The following is a 20,683-nucleotide window of genomic DNA, read 5'->3' as shown; positions in this document are numbered from 1 at the left end:
ACCGTCTTGATGGCGCTGACGGCGCTTTGTGGTGGTGGSTTGGATGCCSCCGATCTGTTCGGCGATCTCGCTGGTGGCCTTGGCGGTCTGGGTGGCCAGGTGCTTGACCTCGTTGGCGACCACGGCAAAGCCCTTGCCCGCCTCGCCGGCGCGGGCCGCCTCGATGGTRGCGTTCAAGGCCAGCAGGTTGGTCTGGGCSGCGATGTCGTTGATCAGGCTGACGATCTCGCCGATCTTCTGGGCGGCGGWSGACAGGCCTTCCACCGTGGMRTCGGCGGTCTGCACCCCATCCACCGCTTCCTGGGTGATGCGGGTGGTGTCCTGGACCCGGCGGCTGATCTCGTGGGTCGAGGCGCCCAGTTCCTCGGCCGCCGAGGCGACCGTCTGGATGTTGGCGGTGGCCTCCTCGGCGGCGGCGGCGACGGCGGCGCTCTGGCGCGAGGTCTGCTCGGCGGCGGCGTGCAGGCTGGTGGAGGTGGAGTGGACGCTTTGGACCGTGCTGTCCACCTTGGCGATCACCCGGCGGATCATTACGTCGAAATCGGCGGTGAGCAGCTCGCGCTTACGGCCCCTGGCCACTTCACGCTCCTGCTCGGCGCGGGCCTCGGCTTCCAGGCGCTCGGCCTGGATCATGCTCTCCTTGAACACCTGGACGGCGCGGGCCATCTCGCCGATTTCGTCCTTGTTGGCGGTGGCGGGAATCTCCACGCTCTTGTCGCCCGAGGCCAGCTTGGACATGGTGGCGGTCATGGCGTTCACCGATCCGCTGATCGACCGGGCGATGATGTAGGACAGCGCCAGTCCGAACGCCAGGGCGCAGGCCGAGATGACGATGCTGAGCGCAAGGCTGCGGTCGAAGGCGTTCGAGGCTTTCAGGAATTCGGTCTTGGCTTCGCGTTCCTGCAACTCGATGTCGCGCACCAGCGCCGCGTCGGCGGCCTGGAATGACTTGATCGCCACCTCMTTGGCGKARRTGCGGGCATTGGAGAAGTCGGCCATCTGGGCCAACCCCATGACCTTTGATCGATGCTGGCGGTACTCGGTCAGGTACTTGTGGAATTCGTCGGCGATGAGCTTTTCGTCCGGGGTGAGAAAGGTGGAGATGTATTCCTTCCACTGCCCGTCGACGATTGAATCGAGTTTGGCGATTTCGGCCGCCGTGGCTTCGCTGAAGCGCTCCTGGTCGATCATCTTAAGGACGAGAATGCGGGTGCCGAACAGGGCGCGCTGGATCGTGCCGAGTTGGACCAGGCAGACGGTCCGGTCCTCGTAGACCGTCTTCAGGCCGGAACTGATGGACGACATGCCCTGGATGCCGAGCAGGGCGACGATGGCCAGGAATGCGCTGGCCAGCAGTGTCGAGGCGGTGAGGCGGGTCGAAATCTTGTAATCGGACAGCGCAGGCATAGTACTTCCCCCTCAAGGCAGATGGCTCGGCGATTCGGCTTAAAGGTTGCGGCTGGACGGGCCTGATTTTCCGCAACAGGATTGGACGTTTTCTCTGTCTGTCTTACCTCCCTAGGTAGAATTAGCATTGCTAAAAAGTCTTGGTTATCCTCCATTGGCCATAAGGTGAATTCTCAATGAATGTTCATGTCTCGGGGCGCTACGGGGTGATGCCCAAAACCGAGCGTGCCTCGGGCTCTATGAACGGCGGGGGCAAGGATGCTCGGTCTGTTCATGAGGTCTCCCAAAAAACGCGGCGACTGGGCTTTGCCGTCCGCCGATGTGTTTTTTGGGAGGGGCGGCCCTATACAAGTCACTTAAGTATGGTATGGATGAAAATTATCTTTTCAACCCTGGCGATGGTCCAGGGCGCGGCAAAGGCCTCGCGGATCCAGGCCGCGTACCATTCTGCGCCAGGGCTGCCCGACGGCCAGGCCGGCACCGCACTCACCGGCAGGCCGAGGCGGCGGAAGATATAGAGCGAGCGCGCCATGTGGCAGGCGTCGGTGACCACGGCCAACCGCGCCCAGCCGCGCTCCTCGACGATGGGCCTGGACAGCAGGGCGTTGCCGATGGTGTTGACGGAAGCGTCCTCCACGTGCAGCCGCCCGGCCGGAATGCCGGCCCGAAGGGCGAGGTCGCGCATCACATGGGCCTCGGGCACCGGGTGGCGAACCGCGCCGCCGCTCATCAGGAGATGGGCGGCCCGGCCCTCCTTGATCAGCCGGACGCCCCGCGCCACCCGCCGCGCCATGGCCGGGCTGGGGCTGCCGTCGGGACGCACCATGGCGCCCAGCACGATGGCGGCATCGAAGCTATCGACAGAAGCGGCGGACATCTCTTAACTGTGGGCAACGGATTTCAAGGAGAGTGCCATGGACAAGCGCCGCAACACCGACGTCATCGTGGAGACCCTGGCGCTGGAAGGCAAGCGGGTCATCGACGTGGGCTGCGGAGACGGCGCGCTGGCGCGCCTGATGACCCGCTTCGGCGCCCATGTGCTGGGGGTGGAATGCAGCCCGCGCCAGTTGGCCAAGGCCCGCGCCGCGGCCCGGGTGGCCGACGAGGAGATCGTCGAGGGCGTGGGCCAGGCGTTGCCCGCCGATGACGAAAGCGCCGACGCCGTGGTGTTCTTCAACTCGCTGCACCACATTCCCATCGCCTTCCAGGCCAAGGCTCTGGCCGAGGCGGCCCGGGTGCTGAAGCCGGGTGGCGAGGTCTATGTCTCCGAGCCGCTGCCCTGGGGCGCCTTCTTCGAGGCGGTGCAGCCCATCGACGACGAAACCTGGGTGAGGGGGGCGGCGCTGGCCTCGGTCAAGGGCGCCTGGGTCCACGGGCTGGAGGAGGAGAGCGAGTTCACCTACCTGCATCCCATGGTGCTCAAGGATTACGACGCCTTCCGCGACAAGATCGTCTCGGCCAACACCGAGCGCGAGGCCAGGTTCGTCGAACTGGACGCCGAGATGCGTGAACGCTTCGCCCGCCTGGCCAAGCCGGCCGAGGACGGCGGCTTCGCCTTCGAACAGCCCATGCGCGTCAACCTGCTGCGCAAGGAATAGGGACCTGGGATGATTAACGCGGCATTGCTTCAATCCCTGTTCCTGCGGGCGGTCCAGGCTTTTCAGGGCGGCAACCTGGATCTGGCTGCCGCCGAGTGCCAGCGTATGCTCTCCATCGATCGGCGCAACACCGCGGCCATGCATATCCTGGGGTCCGTGGCCTTTCGCCGCGGCGATCACGACACGGCGGTGGACCTGCTGGGCAAGGTGGTCAGGCAGGATCCGGCACGAATCCAGGCTGTCATTACCCTTGGTGAAGTGCAACTGGCTCTGTCGCGGTTCTCCGAGGCGGCCAGCAACTTCAGGAAGGCTGTCTCCGCCCGGCCGGAGGATTGGGTCCAATTCTACAATCTCGGCTTGGCGCTGCGGGGGCTCGGCCAACTCGACGAGGCCGCGAAGGTCCTTGAACGCTGCCGGGACCTGGCCGACGCGGACGCCTCCTCGCCATGGAACGCCCTTGGAGACATCTACCGCAGCCAGGGGCGTCTGGAGGAGGCCCTGGCCTGCTTCGAGCAGGCATTGCGGATTGCGCCGGGCTTTTCCATGGCACAGAACAACCTGGGCATTACCCTGCATGCCCTGGGACGGAGCGTCGAGGCCATCGCCGGCCTGGAAAAGGCCATCGGTATGAACCCCGAAGACCCGGAATTGCGCTACAACCTTGGCTGTTCCCTCCAGGAGACCGGGCAAACACGGCCCGCGATCGAGGCCTATCGTCAGGCCATCGCGCTCCGCTCCGATTACGCCGCCGCCCATTGGAATCTGGCTCACTCGCTGCTGCGGGCCGGGGAGTTCGCCGAGGGCTGGCGCGAATATGAATGGCGCTGGCAAACGGTCCAGACCGCCGACACCTATCCCCAGCCGTTCTGGACCGGGGACGCGGCGGCGGGACGGACCCTCCTGATCTGGGAGGAGCAGGGCCTGGGCGACACCATCCAGTTCATCCGCTTCGCGCCGCTGCTGGCGAAGCAGGGGTGGAAGGTGGTCGTGGTGGTGCAAAAGGCCCTGAAACGGTTGCTGGACGGATTGCCCGGCGTCGAGATCGTGGCGCGGGGCGAAGCCCTGCCGCACTTCGACGTCCATGCCCCGATGCTGAGTCTGCCGCATCTGCTGGGCGTCACCGCCGATGCCGTTCCGGCCCCGGCGCCTTACTTGGCGGCCGACCCCGCCAGGATCGCCCTCTGGCGGGATTGGCTGCAATCTCGCCCGGGCCTGCGGGTCGGTCTCGTCTGGCAGGGCAATCCCACCGCCAAGGTGGACAAGGGCCGTTCGATCCCTCTGGCTTGCCTGGCTCCGTTGGCCGCGATTCCCCACATTCGGCTGATCAGCCTGCAGAAGAACGAGGGGGTGGAGCAGTTGGATGGCCTCCCGACCGGTATGACGGTCGAGACCCTGGGGGCGGATTTTGACGCCGGCCCCGGAGCCTTTCTCGACAGCGCCGCGGTGATGATGAACCTGGATCTGGTCATCACGTCGGATACGGCCATCGCCCATCTGGCCGGTGCGCTGGGACGGCCGGTCTGGGTCCTGCTTCAGGCGGTTCCCGACTGGCGCTGGCTGGATGGTCGCGCCGATTGCCCCTGGTATCCCTCCATGCGCCTGTTCCACCAGACACGGGCCGGGGATTGGGACGGGTTGGCGCAGCGGGTGGCTGGCGAGTTATCCCGCTTCAAATGAAAAACCCCCGCCGGGATGACCTGGCGGGGGTTTTCCGAACCTAAGGCCCGAGGCCTCAAGGTCAGCCGTGGATGGCCTTGTACTTGGCCAGCAGGGCGTCCTTGCTCTCGACTTCATGCTGAACGATGCAGTCGGCCGGGCAGACCATCTGGCACTGCGGGCTGTCTTCGGCGCCGACGCACTCGGAGCAGCGGGACGCGTCGATCACGTAGATCACGTCGCCGGCGGAAATGGCCTCGTTCGGGCAAGCCGAAACGCAGGCGTCGCAGCTGGTGCAGTCGTCGGTAATCTTCAGGGACATGGGTTTTTCCTCTCTCCTGGCAACCCCACTTTTGGCCGTTCCCGGTCCCCGCGTTGATCGCGGGTGACCGGGAAACGGGGGGATATTACGCCGCTTGACCCAGGCGGGCCAGCTTTTCGTGACGGAAGGCGCCCCAGATGGCGGCACCGATGGCACCGGCATAGATCGAGTCCGGATGGGACACGGCCTTGAGGTTGACCTTCTCCTGCTCGGCCGCCTCGTTCAGGGCGGCGACCAGGCCGGTGTCGAGCGCCAGACCGCCGGTGACCTGGACGATGCCGTCCACGGCGCCGATGGACTTCAGCAGCTTGGCCAGACGCACCGCCATGGACACGTGAATGCCCTTGAGGATGTTCGAGGCCGAGATGCCGCGCGACACCATGTTGATGACGTCGGTTTCGGCCAGCACGGCGCAGATGGACGACACCTTCTCGGGGTCGTCGGCCTTCTGCGACAGCGAGCCGATTTCGTCCTGGGCGATGCCGAGGTAGCGGGCGATGTTCTCGAGGAACTGGCCCGACCCGGAAGCGCACTGGCTGGTCATCTTGTAGGAGAGCACCTTGCCCGAGGCATCGATCTTGATGGCGCGGCCGTTCAGAGCGCCGATGTCGAGCACCGAGCGGGCCTCGGGGTTGAGGAACAGGGCGCCACGGCCATGGGTGGTCATGGAGTAGAAGTGGCCGGTGGCGAACTTCAGGTTCTCGGCGTCGCCGGTGGAGGCGACATAGGCGACGTCCTCCTTCTTGACGCCCGCGGTCTTGAGCATGTGCTCATAGGCCTCGGTGGTCAGCTGGAAGGGATCGCGGTTGCGGATGCGCGAGTTTTCCTTGGCCAGCCATTCCTGCTTGTCGCCGTTGACCTTGAACAGCACGGTCTTGATGCAGCCCGAGCCGATGTCGATACCGGCGGTGATGAGTTCAGACATGGGTTTTCCTCCCTTCCGGCTCAGTTGACGACCGCGCGGACGGCGAAGGTCGCGCCGCCCAGAGCACCGGTGTAGATCGAGTCCGGGTCGATGTTGATGGTCACGTCGCCGTAGTTTTCCTTGATCAGCTTGCGCAGCTCGCGCACCGCCGCCTCGTTCTTGGCGACGCCACCGGTGAAGGTGAACTGGTCCTTGACGCCACCGGCGCGGGACAGGATCGACATGGCGCGCAGGATGATGGCGCGGTGCAGACCGGCCAGGATGTCCTCGCGCTTTTCGCCCAGAGCCAGACGGTCACGCAGCTCGGCGCCGGCGAACACGGTGCAGGTGGAGTTGATGCGCACCTGCTTGGTCGAGTTCATGGCCAGCGGACCCAGCTCGTGCAGGCCCATGTTCATCTCGTCGGCGATGTAGCCCAGATAACGTCCGCAGCCCGCGGCGCAACGGTCGTTCATCTGGAAGTTCTCGACGATGCCCACCGGGTCCACCTGGATGCCCTTGGTGTCCTGGCCGCCGATGTCCAGCACCGTGCGGGTGTCCGGGTACATCATGTGGGCGCCCAGGCCGTGGCACAGGATCTCGGAGCGGATGTGCTCCTTGGGGAAGGGCAGGCGGACGCGGCCATAGCCGGTGCCGACCACGTAGGTCTCCTCCAGCGGAATGGCCAGGGCTTCCTGCACCGGCTTGAGGATCGACGAGCCGGTCATGGTGCCCTTTTCCAGGGCGCGGACGAACTTGCCCTCCATGTCGCCGGCCGGCGGACGGTTTTCCACTTCGATGATCGACTTGTCATAGACGTTGAGGATCAGGTCGAAGCCGAGACCGGCCTCCTTGCACACGGCTTCGCCGTGGCTCATGAACTCGGCGCCGGCCAGATCGCGGAAGAAGTCCGACTTGCGCTTGACGCCGGGGGCGTACTGCTTGGCCGAGCTGTCGCGCAGCCGCGAGAAGGTGCCTTCCAGAGCCTCGATCACCGCCTTTTCGCGGCCCGCGAAGCGCGGGCCCTTGATGTTGGCGACGCAGGTCTGCTCCAGGTCGTCCAGCTGCTCGAGGAACTGGACGTGGCGGAAGTTGCGCTCCAGATCCGACAGGATGCCGTCGACCTGGCCCGACACCTCCGACACGTTCGACAGAGCGCGGCGGAACAGGGTGAGACGGGTGTCGATCAGCGCTTCCTGCTTGGAAACGGCGGCCGCGGTGTCGTAGTTGGAACGCGAATTGGTGATGCCGCGTCCCATGACCTGCAGGTTTTCGTCCATGACCACCGCCTTGGTGGTGGTGGAACCCAGGTCAATGCCGATGAAACAACGCATTGTATTTCCCTCCCTTACGCGGCAACGGTCTTGGAGCCGCCGCCACGGCGCTTCTGCTCGATCATCTGGAAGTAGCTTTCCAGGCGGTTCTTGACGTTGGCCGCCGAGAAGTAGCGCGGATCGACCAGGTCGGTTTCGATGAAGGCGCCCGGGCGACCGGTGCGGCGCTCGACTTCCTTCATGATCATCAGCTGACCGGCCGAGAAGCTGTTGCAGCTCTTGATGGAGTTGATCAGCAGGCCGTCGGCCTCGTATTCCTCGACATACTTGGCCAGCAGATCGACGCGGGTCGGCAGGTTGAGGTTGGTGTAGCAACCCAGGCAGTAATCGGCCAGCGATTCCAGGGGGTTGTCGGGGTCGTGACGGAAGCCCTGGTCGTAGAGACCGCCCACCTTGGTGTAGGAGGAGGCGACCACGACCGCGCCCTCGTCGTAGAACATCTTCCAGAACTCACGGAAGTTGGTCCAGTTGGGCGGACCCTCGACGATCAGACGGTACTTCTGGTCGTTGAAGTAGGTGCCTTCGGGGGTCAGCGGACCCTGCTTGGCATCGACGCGGTTCTGCACTTCCTTGCGCAGCATCTCGTAATAGGTGACCGCGTCCTCGGTGCCACGGAAGGCGGTGAAGATCGGACCGATGTAGTACACGCCGCCGAAATAGGCGTCGATGGGCGAGGGCTTCTTCTTGCCCTGCTCCAGGCACCACACCAGGTTGTCCTCGGCCTTGGCCGAGTTGCGCAGGTACTGGCGCAGGCGGTCGATGTCGAACTTGACGCCCGAGACCTGCTCCAGGCCCGGAATGACCACTTCCTTGAGCTGCTTGACGATGTAGTCGCGCATGTTCTTGGTGGAGTGGCCGTCGCCCTCGTAGGGCACGTGCAGCATCAGGGTCGGGCACTTGTACTCTTCACGCAGCAGCTCGAACCACTTCATGAAGGTGTAGCAGCCGGTGTAGCTGAGCATCAGCACGTCGGGGTTGGGATAGGGCTTGCCGTTGGGCGCGATGTTGCCCTTGGACATCTGGCCGATATCGGCCTTCACGTAGGTGCAGACGTCCTCGGAATGGCCCGACTTCTCGGCTTCCATGATGTAGCCGCCCGAGGCCTTGCGCATGCCGGCCTGGATGGCGTTGATCTCGGGAAGGTTGTTGACGATGTCGAAACACATCAGCAGTTCGTTCAGGTTGCCCGGAACGAAGGTGGAGGACACTTTGCGGCCGGTCTCGTGCTTGGACGTGATCGCGTCGTAGTTACGAGCGATCATCGCCTTCTGCATTTCCATCGACGGCTCTTTGACGGCTTCAGGCTTGCTCATGATGTCAGCTCCACAGCTTGATGGAATCGGCGAAGGTGCCAGCCTGCTCGCGGATCGGCTGCATCTGGCCCGAATTTTCGGCGTACTTGAAGGCGATGTAGGGGATGCCGGCTTCCGACAGCTTGTTGCAGACCATCGGGCGGTCCAGCAGGGCCGGATCGCAGAAGCTGGGGGTCGCGTAGATCACGCCCTCGGCGCCGCAGGCCTTGACCGCGTCCACATGGAACTGGCCCTTGACCTTGCCGTCGGGGACGTACTTGCACGAGGTCTCCACCGAGTTCTCGATATAGGTGGTGGCCAGGGCCTCCAGCGGGTCGCCGCTGGTGGGGACGTCCACCATCAGGAAGCGGTTGTTCAGCGAGTAGTCGTCATCGACCACGTAGCAGCCGGCCATCTCGATGGACTTGATCAGGTTCAGCGGCGGCTGCTCGCAGAACGAGCCGTAGATGGAGATGCGGACGTTGTCGCGCTTCGGCCGGTCTTCCTTGGACGCGGCGGCCATGTAGTCCTTGAGCATCTGGTTGTGCTCTTCCACGTCCATCATCAGGCCGGCGCGCATCAGCACGTAGACCTCGGAGGTGGGGGCCAGCCAGGGCTGCTTGGCACGGAAGGCGTAGACCTCGCGGATCAGGCGGCGGTTCTCGTTGTACAGGCCGATGGAGCGACGGATGTCGTCGTCGCTGATCTTGCGGCCGGTCATGGCCTCCAGGCCTTCCTTCAACTCGTGCAGTTCCTGGACGTAATAGGTGCCGCCGATGGACTTGTCGTAGTTCTGGGGCGTGTCGAAGAACTTGGACCACACGTTCGGGAACATCAGCTTCCAGATGCCCGACAGGTTGCGGATCACGTCGCAGACGAACGGGAAGATCATGCCGTCGACGAAGTCGAGACGGTTGGTGACGCCCAGTTCGATGGTCGAGCGCGGAATGCGGCAGATGTAGCTCTGATAGTAGGCGTCGCCGTGGATGACTTCCATCTGGTCGCCGCCGCCGAAGATGCCGAGCGGCAGGCAGCCGGCCGCATGGATCATCTCGATGGGCGAGTAGACGGGCAGGAAACCGACGACCTTGCGGCCGGGCTTGGCGTCCTTCCACTTGCGGGCATACGTGAAGTTCAGGTCTTCGAACATCTCCTGGCAAACGGCCATGATGTCGGCGACGCTTTTATTCTTTCCAGACATCCTATCGGTCCTCCCAAAGTGCCGGCCTCTTTTCGAGAAAGGCGTTCAAACCCTCGACTGCGTCGTGGGTGGCCATCAGGCCGTTGAGATAAAGGGCTTCAACTTCAGCGATCTTGGCCTTGACCCGCTCGTTCATGCCGAGACGGGCGGCCTTGACCGCGAAACGCAGGCTTGCGGCCGAGTGCTTGGCCGGGCCGTTGTCGAACCAGGCCAGAGCGGCGGTTTCCGGATCGTCCACCACCGCATTGGCGATACCCAGACGGGCAGCCTCGGCGCCGTCGATGGACCGGCCCGAATAGAGCAGATCCTCGGCGGCCACCCGGGGCATGCGCTCGGGCAGCAGGCAGGATGCCGCCGGGGCGAACACGCCCAGCACGATCTCCGGCTGGCCCAGCTTGGCGTCGGGCGAGACGAACATCATGTGGCCGGCCAGGGCGACTTCCAGGCCGCCGCCCAGACACTGGCCGCGCACGGCGACCAGGATGGGGAGCGGGAAGTCGACCATGGCGATGACCAGCTTGTGCAGGCTGGCCAGCATGTCGGCGCACTGGTCGGGCATGTGCTCGGCCACCGAGGCGCCGAAGCTGAAGTGCGGCCCCTCGTGGTCGATGAGCACGCCGCGCAGGGCGGAATCCTCGTGGGCGTCGGCCAGGGCCGCCGTCAACGCCGCGATCATCTCGGCGTCGACGATGTTGGCCTTGGGCCGCGACAGGCGCAGCCGAAGCAGCTTCCCGTCGCGGTCCTTCCAGACCTTCAGGCAGTTGGAGGTCGCCTCGGCCATATTAGTGGCCCGCCTTGGGGATCAGGGACTCGATCAGTTCGGGAGTCCACGGAGCGCCCTTGGCCAGGGCCTGACGCAGGGCCACGAAGTCGATCTCGCGGTCCTCCTTAGGTCCTTCATTGAAAGCCCTAAAGCCGGTGCGGGCCTCGGTCATCATGTTGAGGCCCAGCCAGTCGCGGCTGTTTTCCTTGTTGGCGTTCCAGGCGTTCAGCTTGGGCTTACGCAGTTCCTGGATGGTCTTGGTAAAGCAATCCGGGAAGGTGTGCAGGATCTTGGCGCAGATCTCCTCGACCTTGGCGTCGAGCAGCGACAGGTCGATGGTGCCCTTCTTCAAGAGCTCCTTGCCGGCGGCCAACTCGGCACCGGTCTTGGACTCGCCGTGGATGATGCGGCCGTACTCGTCGACCATGCGGTCGGTGATCACCAGCGGGTTGGCGACGAACTTGCCGTCGACCTTCAGCGCCGGAACCACGTCCATGATGATGCCCAGACGGTAGGCCTTGTGGGCCGACCAGGGCTCGCACAGCGAACCGGACACCATGGCCTGCTCGCAGCCGACCATGACCGGCAGGAAGTCGGTGGCGCCGCCGATGGGGGCCGAGCCGTGCTTGGGGCCGGCCTGGCCGAACTTGGCCAGGTCCTGGGCCACCGAGAAGTCGGCGGCCATGCCGATTTCCTGGCCGCCGCCGATGCGCATGCCGTTGACGCGGCAGATCACCGGCTTGTCGCAGCCCAGGATCGACGAGACCATGTCGTTGAACAGCCGCATGTACTGGCGGTATTCCTGCGGGTTGCCGGCATAGTACTCGGCGTATTCCTTGGTGTTGCCGCCGGTGCAGAACGCCTTGTCGCCGGCGCCGGTGAACACCACCGAGGACACGTCGCGGGCGTTGGACGCCTCGCGGAAGCCCATGATCACGCCCTTCACCATGTCGGTGGTGTAGGAGTTGTACTGCTTCTGGTTGTCCAGGGTGATCCAGACGTTGTACAGACCCTCGGCCACGCTGCCGTCGGCGCGCTTGGCCGGGCGCTTCTCGTACAGCACGCCGGGAACGATGGTGGTGGGAACCAGATTGTGATCGTTGAGGTGGGCGGGCGCCGTACGGTCGACGATGCCAGCGGTTTCCTTCTTCATGACCTGATTTCTCCCTCTCTACAGGATTTCTTTTAGGCGTTGGGGCACAGCACGGCGCGGCGCGACAGCTTGTGGTCGTGCACGGCGGCGAAAGTGTCGTTGATGCTGTCCAGCGGACGGCGCTCGACGAAGTTCTTGATGTTGACCTTGCCCGACAGCACCAGCTCGAGCGCGCCCGGATACAGGTCGGGGCCGCAGCCCCAGTTGCCCAGGGCGCGGGCGTGGAAGGCCATCAGGTTCGACAGGCGGAACTCCGCCTTGTTCATGGTGTAGCCCACCACGCAGATGGTGCAGCCGTGGACCATCAGGTCGAAGGCGGTCTGCTGGCCGGGAACCGAGCCGGAGCATTCCATGATGATCCACTCGGTGGAGCGCAGGCCCTGGGCCTTGGCGAAGGCGCCGATCTCCTTCTTGAGATCGCGGGTGCTGGCGAAGTCCTTGGGGTTGAGCCCCAGGGTCGCGCCGGCCGCCTTGACCGCTTCCAGCTTGGCGGGGTCGATGTCGAGAGCCACCACCTTGGCGCCCATGGCCGAGGCCACCTGGACGGAATAACCGCCCACGCCGCCGCAGCCGATGACGATCACCAGATCGCCCTGGCCGATGCCGGCCTGGACCGCCGCCTGATAGGGAGTGGTCAGCGCGTCGGCGACCACGGAGACTTCCGAGAGCTCAAGGCCGGCGGCCTTCAGGCGGGCCTCGTCGACCTCGCACAGGCCGTTGGCGGGAACGGTGATGTGGGTGGCGAAGCCGCCCTGCAGGTCGTTGCCCGGCATCTTCTGCGAGCGGCAGATGGTGCCCTTGCCGCGCTTGCACAGATCGCACTCGCCGCAGGGGATGACGGCGGAGATGATCACGGCCTTGCCGGCCCAGCCTTCCGCACCCGCGCCGGTATTGATCACGCGGCCCGAAATCTCGTGGCCCAGCGCCAGCGGCAAGGCATGGTTGGTGCGAACGCCATTGTAATAGTAGTCCATGTCGGTATGGCAGACGCCGCAGCCGGCGATCTCCACCAGAACCTCGCCGGCGCCCGGGGCGGCGAGTTCCATCGCCTCCTTGACCATGGGCTGGCCGACGCCGGTCATCATCCAACGATAAGCGGACTTGCTCATTCCGTTTCCCTCTCTCTTTTCCCGTTATCGCCAGCCCCTCCCGCCGAGGCTGGGGGAGCTGCCCTTGTATTATTCCGTAAATACGTACCACAATACCGAATTAGCCGTCAAGCGCAGCATGTGGGCTTGTGGTCCGACCCAAATGGGTGGTATGCACCTAGTCTCAGCCGCGTGGGGGAAACGGTCTGCCCCTTTTCTCCGAGCGGTGTGTAATCCCCCTTATGTCGAGCCGTCCAAGGCTTGGGAGCGGGGGCGGCTTAAACACTGGCCAGGCCCACTGCGAAGGAATTCGGGGGCCTCATCTGGGGAAACAGAATATGACGACGAGTTCCGGATTCGGGTCTGTCTCGATCGCGATGTGCGGCAGTGGTGGCGCCGGCGTGATGACGGCCGCCAACATGTTCCTCGACGCCGCCGCCGAGGCTGGTTACTACGCGCTTTTCGGCCGCTCCTCCGGCCCGCAGATCCGTGGCGGCGAGGCCGCGGCTCTGGTGCGCCTGGGCGTTGATCCCATCACGTCGGTGGACGACACCTTCGACATCATGCTGGCCATCGACTGGCAGGGCGTTCAGCGCTTCGCCGCCGAGGTGCCGCTGTCGAAGAACTCCCTGGTGATCTGCGATCCCTCCGCCGGCGATGTGCCCGAGGTCTACGTCAAGACCGGGGCCAAGATCGTCCACCTGCACATGAAGGATCTGGCCAAGGAGATTCCCGGCGGCCGTCCCAACATGATCGCTCTCGGCGCCGTCGCCGAGCTGATCGGCATTCCGGTCGGCCCGCTGACCGAGGTGCTGGGCAAGTCCCTGAAGAAGAAGCGCGCCGACGCCTACGAGGCTTCGGTGGCCGGCGTCAAGGCCGGCGCGGCCGCCGCCGCCACCCTGGACGGCGCCAAGCGCCTGGCTCCGGCCAAGGCCAAGGACGTCAAGCGCTGGACCGTCACCGGCAATTACGGCGCCGGCCTGGGCGCCATCCGCGGCGGCGTGCGCTTCTGCGCCGCCTATCCCATCACCCCGGCCACCGAGGTGCTGGAATACCTGTCCGGCGCCCTGCCCAAGGTGGGCGGCGTGTTCGTGCAGGCCGAGGACGAGCTGGCCTCCATCAACATGTGCCTGGGCGCCTCCTACGGCGGCGAAGCCTCCATCACCGCCACCGCCGGTCCCGGCCTGGCGCTGATGACCGAGGGCCTGGGCCTGGCCGTGGCTTCCGAGACCCCCGTGGTGGTGGTCGACGTGCAGCGCGTCGGTCCCTCCACCGGCATCGCCACCAAGTGCGAGCAGTCGGACCTCAACATCGCGGTCTACGGCCTGCACGGCGACGCCCCCCATCTGGTGGTGGCCGCCAATTCGGTCGGCGACTGCATCTTCACCACCCAGTGGGGCGTCTATCTGGCCGAAAGCCTGCAGACCGCCTGTCTGGTGATGAGCGACCAGGCCCTGGGCCAGAGCCGCGCCATCATCGACGTTCCCGCCGACGTGGCCTTCGTGGGCAAGCGCCTCGCCGCCGTGGCGCCTGCCGAGGGTGAGGTGTTCAAGCGCTACGCCAACACCGCCAACGGCATTTCGCCCATGCCGGTCCCCGGCCAGCCGGGCTGCCAGTACACCTCGGACGGCCTCGAGCACACCGAGACCGGCACTCCGTCGTCCCAGGCCGCCGACCACACCATGCAGCTGGACAAGCGCCAGCGGAAGCTGGACCAGTTCGACTACGGCAACCATTGGGCCACCATCGAGGGTGAGGGCGACATCGCCGTCATCACCTGGGGTGCGTGCACCGGCGCCGCCCGCGAGGCCATCGCCCGTGCCAAGGCCGACGGCGTCAACGCCAAGCTGATCTCGCTGCGCCTGATCTCGCCCACCCGGCCGAAGCATCTGGCCGAGGCGCTGAAGGGCGCCAAGAAGATCCTGGTGGTCGAGCAGAGCCATCAGGGCCAGTTCACCCGTTACCTGCGTGGCGAATACGATCTGCCGGTGAAGCCGGAATCGTTGTCGCGTTCCGGTCCGCTGCCCATGCGTCCCGGTGAAATCCACGCCCGCCTCCTGTCGATGGGGAAGTAAGTCATGTCCAGCTGCGAATCTTCCGCTACCTACACCGCCAAGGACTTCAAGTCCGACGTCAAGCCGGTCTGGTGCCCGGGCTGCGGCGACTATGCCGTGCTGTCCTCCATCACCAAGGCGTTCGCCGATCTGGGCCTCAAGCCGCACGAGACCTCGGTGGTCTCGGGCATCGGCTGCTCGTCGCGTATCCCGGCCTACACCAACACCTACGGCATCCACTCCATCCACGGTCGCGCTCTCGCGGTCGGCCAGGGCCTCAAGCTGGCCCGCCCCGACCTGACCGTGCTGGTGGCCGGCGGTGACGGCGACGGCTTCTCCATCGGCGGCAACCACTTCCTGCACGCCTGCCGCCGCAACGTGGACCTGACCTATATCGTCATGGACAACCGCGTGTACGGCATGACCAAGGGCCAGCCCTCGCCGACCACCGAGTCGGATTGGGACGCCTCGGCCATGGCCCCGCCCGGCGGCACCGGCATGACCCCGTTCCACCCGCTGGCCATCGCGCTGGCGTCCGGCGCCAACTTCATCGCCCGCGGTTTCTCGGGCGATCCGAACGGCACCGCCCAGGTCATCGCCGAAGCCATCCGCCATCCCGGCTTCTCGTTCGTTGCCATCATGTCGCCCTGCATCACCTTCCGTGAAGAGCAGCGCGAGTGGAAGAACACCATGCGCAACGTCAACATCGAGCCGACCACCGATCCGGCCCAGGCGGCGCGCCGCCTGATGACCGACGACGGCTACAACTGCGGTATCCTCTACCGCGGCAACCGTCCGGCCTATGGCAAGGAGAAGAAGGCGACCAATGCGGTGTCCGATCTCGATCGGGAATTCACCCTTTGAGCCGTGCCCCTGATTATGGGGCGGTGAAGACCTCCGCCGAGTTGCTGTCCGTCGCGCGTGCGATGGAAGAGCGCTCGGCGGAGCGCTACCGCGAACTGGCCGAAGCGTTCGAGGCGTCGTGCAACAACCCCGACACCGCCGAAGCCTTCGCGGAACTGGCCGATATCGAGGAACGGCACGCCGCCGACTTCCCCGCGTCCATCGGCCCGCGACCCGAGACCGTGCCGTGGGGAGAAGACGATCCCGAGATCGCCGACCCCGATGCCGTCCACTACCTGATGTGGCCGTGGCACGCCTTCGACCTGGCGCTCCGCCACGAACACGAAACCCTGGCCCTGTTCTCCGCCCTGGCGGAACACTCCCCCCACGCCGAGGTGAGGGCCGAATCCCTCCGCCTGGTGGAGCGGGAAAAAGGCCACATCGTCACCATGCAATCCCGCCGTGACGAACTCCCCGTGCCCCCCGACGACTGGGACGACGACGACGACGATCCCAACTGGGAAGCCGGGGACTGATCCCCTGATTCATGGAAACGCCCCGCTCGGACAGAGCGGGGCGTTTTTCGTTGGGTGAGGCGGGGGAGGGGGCTTCCTCTGCTCTATTGAGCGGGGGCCGCCGGATTCACCACCAAGACACCAAGGACACCAAGAGGGCGAGGCAGGCGGTTCCGCCTTTCTCCCCACCCCCCCCTGTCATCCTGAGCGTAGCGAAGGATCTTTCACGCCGTGGCGGCAGCCGCTGGAAGAAGGGACGCGCGTTCCGCCCGCAGGAAGAATACGAAGGGACTCGTCCCTTCGCACCCTTATCCTTCTTTCCCAGCCTCGCCCATCCGCCCCAGCACGGCCCCGCTGAACGTCGTGAAATCGCCCAGGTGGCGTTCGATGACCGCGATGGTGATGGGCAGCGACAAGGCCTGGTAGTCGTGGACGGCGATGTTGCGGAAGCCGACCATGCGCTGGAGTTTTTCGGCCAGATCGTCGTCGATCCATCCGGCCTTGGCCAGCAGGGTGAAGACGTCGCGCGCACTTTGGGGGATGCCGAGGCGTTGGCGGCGGATGATGGCGTGGCCCATGTCGAGGCAGGCTTCGCAGGCGCGCTGGATATTGAGGATGGCGGCGTCCTGGCGGGTGAAGTCGGCGGCGAAGGTGGCGGGGTCCTTGGCGAATTCTTGGGCGGCGCGGGCGACGCAGCGCTCGATGGTGGCGGCTTTGTTGAGGAGGACGTCATCGGCCATGGACGCGGCCTTCCCGTTGGATGTCGGCGATGAGGGGGGCGCGGGCTTCGTTGAAGTCCATCATTTCGGACAGGATGAAGAGTTCGTAGCGCTCTGCTTCGCCGTTCAGGGCGAACAGGCGGCGTCCGGTGGTGATGATCTGGTGCTGCATCACGGTACTGGCGGCGCGCAGGTCGACGAGGTCCACGTCGATGTCGAGACGGCGGGCGATGGCTTCGCCGGCTTCCCACACGCGCACCGGGTCAAGGGGCGAGGGGTGCAGGACGGCGAGGTCGAGGTCGCTGTTCTCGCCATGGCTGCCCTCGGCGCGGCTGCCGAACAGGTACAGGGCCTGGGCGGCGGGCAGGGCGGCTTGCAGAGCCTCGATGATGGCGATGTCCTTCATGGGAAAGAGGATATCGCGTCCCCGGTTAATTCAAAAGGACCGGGATGCGCGAAGGGACGAGTCCCTTCGCACCTCTTTCCTTCTTACCTAGTCCCCAAACGGAAGCGGGGCCGGAGATCGGGCAATCTCCGGCCCCTTTCGGGCGGGTCGGGAACGGGAAGGGCGACCCGCCGAGTGCGGCAGGGGAGGGTTACCCGAGCCGGCGCTGGAAGATGAGGCGCTGGGAGGGCTTGAAGCCGCAGCGATTGAGGAAGCCCATCAGGCTGAAGCTGTCCCAGGCCAGCTGGGTCTGGACCTTCTCGACGCCGAGCGAGGCCAGGTTGGTGAGCAGCTGGCTCATCAGGGCGCGGCCGACGCTGTGGCGGGCATAGGCGGGATCGACGCCGATGGTGTCGAGCACGGCGGTGGACTGGGCGCGGCCGAATTCGCCGAATTCGGTGCGGGCCATGACGAAGCCGGCGAACTGGCCGTCGATCTCGGCGACCAGGGAGACGCGGACGCCGGATTCCTTGGTCACCTCGGCGATCTTGCGCTTGTAGTAGGCCGAGCGGTCACGGCGCGAGACCTTGCGGTCCACCGAGACGATGAAGGGATAATCGGCCTCGGTCAGCGAGCGCACGGGGATGCGGTCGCGCGACAGGGCGGCGTAGTCGTCGCCGGAGGGGTCGGACAGGTCCACTTCGTCGCTGTCGCGCACCTGGGTGGCCAGGGGGGCCTCGAAATCCGAGACGTTGTCGGTGGTGCGCTCGAGGACCAGACGGGGCGCCAGTTCGAAGCCGGCGGACTGGAAGAAGCGGGTGATGCCGTGTTCGGTCCAGTCGGCCTGGCTGACCACTTCCTTGATGCCGCGCTTCTTCAGCGCGTCCTCGAGGGCGGCCATCAGCTTGCGGCCGAGACCCTGACCGCGCTGGTCGGGATCGACGCCGATGGTGTCGACCACGCCCACGGGGCCCGAGCCGCCGAATTCGCCGTCCAGGATGTGGGCATAGGCATAGCCCTTGAGAACCGGGCCGTCGGCGGCGGCCAGGGTGACGAAGCTGGCCGGGTCGGCGGTGAAGGCCGCCATGCGCTTCTCGTGGTAGTTACGACGCGGCTTGCCGGTCAGACGGCGATCCAGCTCGATAACGCGCTCCAGGTCGGCGGCAGCGATGTCGCGGATGGTGGTGCTCATGAACTCGCGAACCTCCCCTCTCGTGGGTCCACCGGTCTGGTTTGGGCGGGAGCCGGCACTTGACGGCTTCCCTTGGCGGGCGGTACCCTGTTAAATGAATAATTCGGTACTATAATACCGAAATCAAATCGGCGGTCAAGAGGAGCGTGTCATGAAGTGGGAGTTTCCTGGACGGGTGGCGGTGGTCACCGGCGGAATGCGCGGAATCGGGCGCACCATCGCCGACGGTCTGCTGGCCGGAGGGGCCGAGGTGCATGTCTTCGACCGCGAGACCGGGGACCTGCCCAAGGGCATGACGGCGCATGCGGTGGACGTGTCCAACTCCGAATCGGTGAATGCCGCCTTTGCACGGATCGGCAAGCCGGTTCACCTGCTGGTCAACAATGCCGGCATCACGCGCGACCGCACGCTGTTGAAGATGAGCGACGAGGAATGGGGGGCGGTGATCAACGTCAACCTCACCAGCGCCTTCAACACCATCCGCGCTGCCGGGCCGGGCATGGTGCAGGCGGGCGTCGGGCGCATCGTCAACATGATCTCCATCAACGGCCTGCGCGGCAAGATGGGGCAGGGCAACTATGCCGCCTCCAAGGCCGGCATGGTCGGCCTGACCAAGACGGCGGCCAAGGAGCTGGGCCCCAAGGGCGTCACCTGCAACGCCGTGGCGCCCGGCATGGTGCTGACCGAGATGACCTTGAAGCTGGACCAGCAGTTCCGCGACAAGGCGCTGGCGGAAGCGGCGCTCACCATCCTGCCCGACACCTCGGACATTGCCAACGCGGTGCTGTTCCTGCTGTCGGACGCGGCGCGCTGCATCACCGGCGAGGTGATCAAGGTGGATTCGGGGCAGTACATCTGATCTGAGAGGTGAGGGCGGCTACATCCCCAGGGTCTCGGTGTCGCGCGACACCAGGATCTTGTCGATGCGCCGCCCGTCCATGTCCACCACCTCGAACCGCCAGCCATCCTTGATGAAATGGTCGCCTGCCTCGGGGATGGAGCGGAACTGTGACAGCATGAAGCCGGCGGCGGTGGTGTAGTCGCCGCCACCGTCCTTCATCACCCGGCAGCCCAGGCGTTCGGCGGCCAGATCGACGGCGATGTCGCCGTCCACCAGCCACGAGCCGTCCTCGCGCTCGGTGATGATTCCTTGATATTCCTCGCCGTGCTCGGACAGGGTGCCGAGGATGGAGCCCAGGATGTCGGCGGCGGTGACGATGCCTTCGACGCCGCCGTACTCGTCCACCACCAGGGCCATGTGGATGTCCGACTGCTTCAGCACGTCGAGCACATGGAGCGCCGGGGCGTTATCGTGGATTACGGCCAGCGGCTTGACCGCCGCCGCCACGTCGAGGGGGCGGCCGTCCAGCGCGGCGTTGAGCAGATCCTTGGCCTGGACCACCCCCTGGGTCTCGTCGATGCCGCCGCGGCAGACGGGCAGGCGCGAGTGGCGGCAATCGCGCAGAGTCCGGATGATCTCGTCCGCTTCCCAGTCCAGGTCGATCCACGTCATGTCGGCCCTGGGCGTCATGATGCCGCGCACCCGGCGGTCGCCGAAGCGCATGACGCCCGACATCATCTCTTCTTCCTCGGGCTCGAAGACTCCGCTTTCGGTGCCCTCGGCGATCATGGCGCGGACTTCCTCCTCGGTGACCGTCTGGTCGTCGGATCGGCGGATGCCCAGGATGCGGATCACGGCATGGCTGGAGCCCTCCAGCAGCCAGACCAGCGGCGAGGCCAGGCGGGCCACCATGGCCATGGGGCGCGCCACCTTTTCCGCCATGCCCTCGGGATCGGCCAGCGCGATGTGCTTGGGCACCAGTTCGCCGACGATCAGCGAGGCGTAGGTGATGGCGCCCACCACCACGGCGATGGCGATACCGGGCGCGAAGGCCGCCGCCATGGGGAAGTGGAGCGCGATGGCGGTTCCCAACTGCTCGGCCAGGGTGGCGCCGGAATAGGCGCCGGCCAGCACGCCCACCAGGGTGATGCCGATCTGCACCGAGGACAGGAAGCGGGTGGGGTTGTCGGCCAGCAGCAGGGCGGCCTGGGCACCCTTGGAGCCTTCGGCGGCGCGGGCCGCCAGCCGGGCGCGGCGCGCCGAGACGATGGCCAGTTCCGACATGGCGAACCAGCCGTTGAGGCAGACCAGGGCGATGATCACGGTGATTTCAAAAGCGATTCGCATCACTGGATGATGCCCTATTCTTCCGCCGGGGCAACCATGGTTTCTCCGCCCCAAGTCCCGAGGGCGCGC

General features: G+C 65.6%; 19 protein-coding genes and 1 pseudogene. 6 read left to right on the top strand and 14 right to left on the bottom strand.

Annotated features, from left to right (window positions below; genetic code table 11):
• Nucleotides 1-84 precede the first annotated feature (84 nt).
• Both WV31_RS22415 and WV31_RS08810 read right to left on the bottom strand, forming a co-directional pair.
• Nucleotides 85-1,407, bottom strand: a pseudogene (locus tag WV31_RS22415) (methyl-accepting chemotaxis protein); the annotation flags it as partial.
• A 352-nt stretch (nucleotides 1,408-1,759) separates the two neighbouring features.
• Nucleotides 1,760-2,284 carry a YdcF family protein gene (locus tag WV31_RS08810; RefSeq protein ID WP_085373199.1) on the bottom strand — a complete coding sequence of 175 codons (525 nt, stop codon included), beginning with the start codon at nucleotides 2,282-2,284 and terminating at the stop codon, nucleotides 1,760-1,762.
• Between the two features lie 37 nt (nucleotides 2,285-2,321).
• On the opposite strand from WV31_RS08810, the gene WV31_RS08805 reads away from it, so the two are divergent.
• The gene (locus WV31_RS08805) at nucleotides 2,322-3,005 is read left to right on the top strand and encodes a class I SAM-dependent methyltransferase (RefSeq protein ID WP_085373198.1); all 684 of its coding nucleotides are present in this window, start codon (nucleotides 2,322-2,324) and stop codon (nucleotides 3,003-3,005) included.
• Between the two features lie 9 nt (nucleotides 3,006-3,014).
• Nucleotides 3,015-4,682 carry a tetratricopeptide repeat protein gene (locus WV31_RS08800; RefSeq protein ID WP_085373197.1) on the top strand — a complete coding sequence of 556 codons (1,668 nt, stop codon included), beginning with the start codon at nucleotides 3,015-3,017 and terminating at the stop codon, nucleotides 4,680-4,682.
• 61 nt (nucleotides 4,683-4,743) lie between these two features.
• Here the strand turns inward: WV31_RS08800 and WV31_RS08795 are convergent, their stop codons facing one another.
• From WV31_RS08795 to had, 8 genes are all read right to left on the bottom strand, one after another.
• The gene (locus tag WV31_RS08795) at nucleotides 4,744-4,983 is read right to left on the bottom strand and encodes a YfhL family 4Fe-4S dicluster ferredoxin (RefSeq protein WP_068434200.1); all 240 of its coding nucleotides are present in this window, start codon (nucleotides 4,981-4,983) and stop codon (nucleotides 4,744-4,746) included.
• 85 nt (nucleotides 4,984-5,068) lie between these two features.
• Nucleotides 5,069-5,908 (bottom strand): benzoyl-CoA reductase subunit D, encoded by an 840-nt coding sequence (gene bcrD, locus WV31_RS08790; RefSeq protein WP_085373196.1) that lies wholly within the window; start codon nucleotides 5,906-5,908, stop codon nucleotides 5,069-5,071.
• Between the two features lie 20 nt (nucleotides 5,909-5,928).
• Entirely contained in the window at nucleotides 5,929-7,221 is a 1,293-nt protein-coding gene (gene bcrA, locus WV31_RS08785) for a benzoyl-CoA reductase subunit A (protein WP_085373195.1), read from the bottom strand.
• 14 nt (nucleotides 7,222-7,235) lie between these two features.
• Nucleotides 7,236-8,534: a benzoyl-CoA reductase subunit B gene (gene bcrB / locus WV31_RS08780; RefSeq protein WP_085373194.1), complete on the bottom strand. Its 1,299-nt coding sequence runs from the start codon at nucleotides 8,532-8,534 to the stop codon at nucleotides 7,236-7,238.
• A 4-nt stretch (nucleotides 8,535-8,538) separates the two neighbouring features.
• Entirely contained in the window at nucleotides 8,539-9,714 is a 1,176-nt protein-coding gene (bcrC, locus tag WV31_RS08775) for a benzoyl-CoA reductase subunit C (protein ID WP_085373193.1), read from the bottom strand.
• A 1-nt stretch (nucleotide 9,715) separates the two neighbouring features.
• Nucleotides 9,716-10,495, bottom strand: a complete 780-nt coding sequence (locus tag WV31_RS08770; protein WP_085373192.1) for a cyclohexa-1,5-dienecarbonyl-CoA hydratase — start codon at nucleotides 10,493-10,495, stop codon at nucleotides 9,716-9,718.
• A 1-nt stretch (nucleotide 10,496) separates the two neighbouring features.
• Nucleotides 10,497-11,630, bottom strand: coding sequence for a 6-oxocyclohex-1-ene-1-carbonyl-CoA hydratase (gene oah, locus WV31_RS08765; protein ID WP_085373191.1), 1,134 nt, complete (start codon nucleotides 11,628-11,630; stop codon nucleotides 10,497-10,499).
• Between the two features lie 32 nt (nucleotides 11,631-11,662).
• The gene (gene had / locus WV31_RS08760; protein WP_085373190.1) at nucleotides 11,663-12,739 is read right to left on the bottom strand and encodes a 6-hydroxycyclohex-1-ene-1-carbonyl-CoA dehydrogenase; all 1,077 of its coding nucleotides are present in this window, start codon (nucleotides 12,737-12,739) and stop codon (nucleotides 11,663-11,665) included.
• A 317-nt stretch (nucleotides 12,740-13,056) separates the two neighbouring features.
• Between had and WV31_RS08755 the strand changes: the two genes are divergently transcribed.
• Genes WV31_RS08755 through WV31_RS08745 form a run of 3 tightly spaced genes read left to right on the top strand, consistent with a single transcriptional unit; the run spans nucleotide 13,057 to nucleotide 16,151 of the window.
• Nucleotides 13,057-14,793 (top strand): 2-oxoacid:acceptor oxidoreductase subunit alpha, encoded by a 1,737-nt coding sequence (locus tag WV31_RS08755; RefSeq protein WP_145980784.1) that lies wholly within the window; start codon nucleotides 13,057-13,059, stop codon nucleotides 14,791-14,793.
• A 3-nt stretch (nucleotides 14,794-14,796) separates the two neighbouring features.
• Nucleotides 14,797-15,636 carry a 2-oxoacid:ferredoxin oxidoreductase subunit beta gene (locus WV31_RS08750; protein WP_085373188.1) on the top strand — a complete coding sequence of 280 codons (840 nt, stop codon included), beginning with the start codon at nucleotides 14,797-14,799 and terminating at the stop codon, nucleotides 15,634-15,636.
• The gene (locus WV31_RS08745; RefSeq protein ID WP_237051553.1) at nucleotides 15,633-16,151 is read left to right on the top strand and encodes a ferritin-like domain-containing protein; all 519 of its coding nucleotides are present in this window, start codon (nucleotides 15,633-15,635) and stop codon (nucleotides 16,149-16,151) included. The genes WV31_RS08750 and WV31_RS08745 overlap by 4 nt, the downstream gene beginning before the upstream one ends.
• 287 nt (nucleotides 16,152-16,438) lie before the next feature.
• On the opposite strand, the gene hepT is transcribed toward WV31_RS08745, so the two are convergent.
• The 3 genes from hepT to WV31_RS08730 form a co-directional block, all read right to left on the bottom strand.
• Complete coding sequence (gene hepT, locus WV31_RS08740; RefSeq protein ID WP_085373186.1) at nucleotides 16,439-16,870, bottom strand: type VII toxin-antitoxin system HepT family RNase toxin; 432 nt, start codon at nucleotides 16,868-16,870, stop codon at nucleotides 16,439-16,441.
• Nucleotides 16,860-17,255, bottom strand: a complete 396-nt coding sequence (mntA, locus tag WV31_RS08735; RefSeq protein ID WP_085373185.1) for a type VII toxin-antitoxin system MntA family adenylyltransferase antitoxin — start codon at nucleotides 17,253-17,255, stop codon at nucleotides 16,860-16,862. Before mntA ends, hepT begins: the two co-directional genes overlap by 11 nt.
• Before the next feature lie 190 nt (nucleotides 17,256-17,445).
• Nucleotides 17,446-18,426 (bottom strand): GNAT family N-acetyltransferase, encoded by a 981-nt coding sequence (locus WV31_RS08730; RefSeq protein ID WP_085373184.1) that lies wholly within the window; start codon nucleotides 18,424-18,426, stop codon nucleotides 17,446-17,448.
• A 151-nt stretch (nucleotides 18,427-18,577) separates the two neighbouring features.
• Here WV31_RS08730 and WV31_RS08725 point away from each other — a divergent pair, with 151 nt between their 5' ends.
• Nucleotides 18,578-19,285, top strand: a complete 708-nt coding sequence (locus tag WV31_RS08725; protein WP_085373183.1) for an SDR family oxidoreductase — start codon at nucleotides 18,578-18,580, stop codon at nucleotides 19,283-19,285.
• 18 nt (nucleotides 19,286-19,303) lie between these two features.
• On the opposite strand, the gene WV31_RS08720 is transcribed toward WV31_RS08725, so the two are convergent.
• Nucleotides 19,304-20,614 carry a hemolysin family protein gene (locus tag WV31_RS08720; RefSeq protein WP_085373182.1) on the bottom strand — a complete coding sequence of 437 codons (1,311 nt, stop codon included), beginning with the start codon at nucleotides 20,612-20,614 and terminating at the stop codon, nucleotides 19,304-19,306.
• Nucleotides 20,615-20,683 lie beyond the last annotated feature (69 nt).

It is taken from the genome of Magnetospirillum sp. ME-1, from assembly GCF_002105535.1.
Lineage (GTDB): Bacteria > Pseudomonadota > Alphaproteobacteria > Rhodospirillales > Magnetospirillaceae > Phaeospirillum.
The sequence above is the reverse complement of the archived record's forward strand: the minus strand, read 5'-3'. Positions and strand labels throughout refer to the sequence as shown.